Consider the following 3,385-nt stretch of genomic DNA (forward strand, 5'->3'; position numbering starts at 1 on the left):
GAGGGTCCGGCGACCGGGATGCGCGCCCGCGCGCTCGCCCCCGAGGGCGCCGAGGGCCAGGTGCGCGTCTACGAGGCCGTCGAGTCCGGCGCCCACGTGCGCCCCAGCGGCAGCGACGTGCGGGCCGGCGACCTCGCCCTGTCCGCCGGTACGGTCCTCGGGCCGCCGCAGATCGCGCTGCTCGCCGCGATCGGCCGGGGCAGCGTCCGGGTGCGCCCGCGCCCGCGCGTGGTCGTGATGTCCACGGGCAGCGAACTCGTCCAGCCGGGCGAGGCGTTGGGCCCTGGACAGATCCACGACTCCAACAGCTTCGCGCTGGCCGCCGCCGCCCGGGACGCGGGCGCCATCGCCTACCGGGTCGGCGCCGTCGAGGACGACGCCGACGTGCTGCGCTCCACCATCGAGGACCAGCTCGTCCGCGCCGACCTGCTGGTCACCACGGGCGGGGTGAGCGTCGGCGCGTACGACGTGGTCAAGGAGGCGCTCTCCGGCGCCGGTGACGAGGACGAGACCGGCGGCGTCGACTTCCGCAAGCTCGCCATGCAGCCCGGCAAGCCGCAGGGCTTCGGCTCCATCGGCCCCGACCACACCCCGCTGCTGGCGCTGCCCGGCAACCCGGTGTCGTCGTACGTCTCCTTCGAGCTGTTCGTCCGCCCCGCGATCCGCGCCCTGATGGGGCTGGAGGACGTGCACCGGCCGCGCACCCGGGCGGTCCTCAAGACCGACAAGCCGCTGCGCTCGCCCAAGGGCCGCCGTCAGTTCCTGCGCGGCACGCACACCGACGGCGAGGTGTCCCCGGTGGGCGGCGCGGGCTCCCATCTGGTCGCCGCGCTGGCCCACGCCGACTGCCTCATCGTCCTTCCCGAGGACGTGGATTCGGCCGAGCCGGGCACCGAGGTGGAGGTCGTCCTGCTCGGCTGACCGGGCGCCCTCCGTGCGGTCCGGGCAGGGGCCGCGCGGGGTCTCGACCCGGTGTCCGGGCCGACTTGGAGGTACCGTGTCGCGCACACAGGCCCGTACAACCAGCATCGGCGACGGGCCGGGACCGGGAGCACGGCACACCATGAGTACGCAGGACCGACTGACGCACATCGACGAGGCGGGCGCGGCCCGCATGGTCGACGTATCCGGCAAGGACGTGACGGCGCGCACCGCGCGCGCCACCGGCCGGGTGCTCGTCTCACCCCGCGTGATCGAGCTGCTGCGCGGCGAGGGAGTGCCCAAGGGCGACGCCCTCGCCACCGCGCGCATCGCCGGGATCATGGGAGCCAAGCGCACCCCCGACCTGATCCCGCTCTGCCACCCGCTGTCGGTCTCCGGCGTGAAGCTGGACCTCGCGGTCACGGACGACGCCGTGGAGATCGCCGCCACGGTGAAGACCACCGACCGCACGGGCGTCGAGATGGAGGCCCTCACCGCCGTGTCGGTCGCCGCGCTCACCGTGATCGACATGATCAAGGCCGTGGACAAGGGCGCCGTCATCACCGACGTCCGCGTCGAGACGAAGACGGGCGGCAAGTCGGGCGACTGGAGCCGGGCGTGAGCGCGGAATCCCCCCTGGGCGGCGCCCTGACCGCGCCGTACAGCGCGCTGGTCGTCACCGCCTCCAACCGGGCCGCCGCCGGGGTCTACGCCGACAAGGGCGGACCTGCGGTCGCCGAGGGCCTGCGCGGCTTCGGCTTCGCCGTGGACGGCCCCTGGGTGGTGCCCGACGGCGAGCCGGTGAAGGCGGCCCTGCGCGAGGCCGTGGCGGCCGGGTACGACGTGGTCGTCACCACCGGCGGCACCGGCATCTCGCCCACCGACCGCACCCCCGAGGCGACCCGCGAGGTGCTCGACTACGAGGTGCCGGGCATCGCGGAGGCGATCCGGGCGTACGGCCGGGAGAAGATCCCCACCGCCGTCCTCTCGCGCGGCCTCGCCGGAGTCGCGGGCGGCACGGTGATCGTGAACCTGCCCGGCTCGACCGGGGGAGTACGCGACGGCCTGGCCGTCCTGGAGCCGCTGCTGATCCATGCCGTGGACCAGATCCGCGGCGGCGACCACCCCCGCCCCGCCGGGGCGGAGCACGCCGCCGGTTCCGGGGGTGCGAGCTGACCGGCCGGTCATGGCCCGTCGCGCTGGCGGACGCGGATGTCGTCCTCCGGCCGATAAGACTGCGCGACCAGCGGGCCTGGCGCGAGGTGAACCGGCGCAACCGGGACTGGCTGCGCCCCTGGGAGGCGACCATCCCGCCGCCCACTCCGCAGGGCCCGATCACGCACCGGCCGACCTACCGCCAGATGGTCCGCCATCTGCGCTCGGAGGCACACGCGGGGCGGATGCTGCCGTTCGTCATCGAGTACCAGGGCCGTCTGGTCGGCCAGCTCACGGTCGCCGGAATCACCTGGGGCTCCATGTGTTCCGGGCACATCGGCTACTGGGTGGACGAGTCCGTCGCCGGGCGCGGGGTCATGCCGACCGCCGTGGCGCTGGTGGTGGACCACTGTTTCCGCTCGGTCGGGCTGCACCGGCTCGAGGTGTGCATTCGCCCCGAGAACCGGCCCAGCCGCCGGGTCGTGGAGAAACTCGGATTCCGCGAGGAAGGGCTGCGGCCGCGCTATCTGCACATCGACGGCGCCTGGCGCGACCACCTCGTCTACGCCCTCACGGCGGAGGAGGTCCCCGACGGGCTGCTCTCCCGCTGGCGGCGCACGCGCGCGCAGAACGCGTCCGGTAATCAGCCGACCTCCGGAAATTGAATAAGTGTTCGAATTTAATCGGTCACCGACCGTTCCGAGGCATATCAATTCATGACGTCGGCGGTCGGCTGATCGCATCGATCGCAAAAAAAGCTCGGAATATCAGCCAGATCGTGCGACACACCGGCTCAATTGGCGGATGGCCCCCTACAAACCCCTCTACCGTGTGAGGCGTGAGCAGCAGCGGCCTCATTTACGCAGTCATCGTCGGGGCCTGGGCCGCCTACTTGGTGCCGATGTGGCTCCGTAGGCAGGACGAGCTGAACGAGGCCCGTCCGACGGAACGCTTCAGCACCGCCATCCGGCTGCTGTCCGGACGGGCGGGGATGGAGCGCCGGTACGCCAAGGACCTGCGGGCGCGCTCCGCCGACGAGGGGGAGCCGGACGCCGGTGACCCGGACGCCGCCACCGATTCGGTGGACGTCCGGGCCTTCGCCATGCCTCCGACCCGCCGTCAGGCGCGCGCGGACGTCCCGGCGGAGGAGCCCGGACGCCCCGAGCCGACCCCCAAGTCCCCTCCGGCGCAGGCGCATCACTCCGGCTCGCATCCGGCGGCACAGGGACACAGATCCGGTGCGCACCCGGTGCAGGCGCACCGGCCGGAGGCCGAACCGGCGCCCGCGCCCGCGCCCGTGCGGCAGCGC

At 73.4% G+C, this 3,385-nt stretch carries 4 protein-coding genes and 1 pseudogene; all 5 read left to right on the forward strand.

All coding sequences use genetic code 11. The annotated features are described in order from the left end of the window. Window positions 1-921 (forward strand): gephyrin-like molybdotransferase Glp (gene glp / locus GTW40_RS28935; RefSeq protein ID WP_161183091.1); only part of this gene is annotated, 921 nt, incomplete at its 5' end. Window positions 922-1,063: 142 nt separating this feature from the next. Continuing rightward, window positions 1,064-1,543 (forward strand): cyclic pyranopterin monophosphate synthase MoaC, encoded by a 480-nt coding sequence (moaC, locus tag GTW40_RS28940; RefSeq protein WP_161183092.1) that lies wholly within the window; start codon window positions 1,064-1,066, stop codon window positions 1,541-1,543. Further along, entirely contained in the window at window positions 1,540-2,097 is a 558-nt protein-coding gene (locus GTW40_RS28945) for a MogA/MoaB family molybdenum cofactor biosynthesis protein (RefSeq protein WP_161183093.1), read from the forward strand. The genes moaC and GTW40_RS28945 overlap by 4 nt, the downstream gene beginning before the upstream one ends. Continuing rightward, window positions 2,094-2,741 (forward strand): GNAT family protein, encoded by a 648-nt coding sequence (locus GTW40_RS28950; protein ID WP_161183094.1) that lies wholly within the window; start codon window positions 2,094-2,096, stop codon window positions 2,739-2,741. The genes GTW40_RS28945 and GTW40_RS28950 overlap by 4 nt, the downstream gene beginning before the upstream one ends. 173 nt (window positions 2,742-2,914) lie before the next feature. Then, window positions 2,915-3,385 (forward strand): annotated as a pseudogene (locus tag GTW40_RS33420) (hypothetical protein); the annotation flags it as partial.

The sequence above is a fragment of the Streptomyces sp. SID4985 genome (assembly GCF_009863025.1).
Classification (GTDB): domain Bacteria; phylum Actinomycetota; class Actinomycetes; order Streptomycetales; family Streptomycetaceae; genus Streptomyces.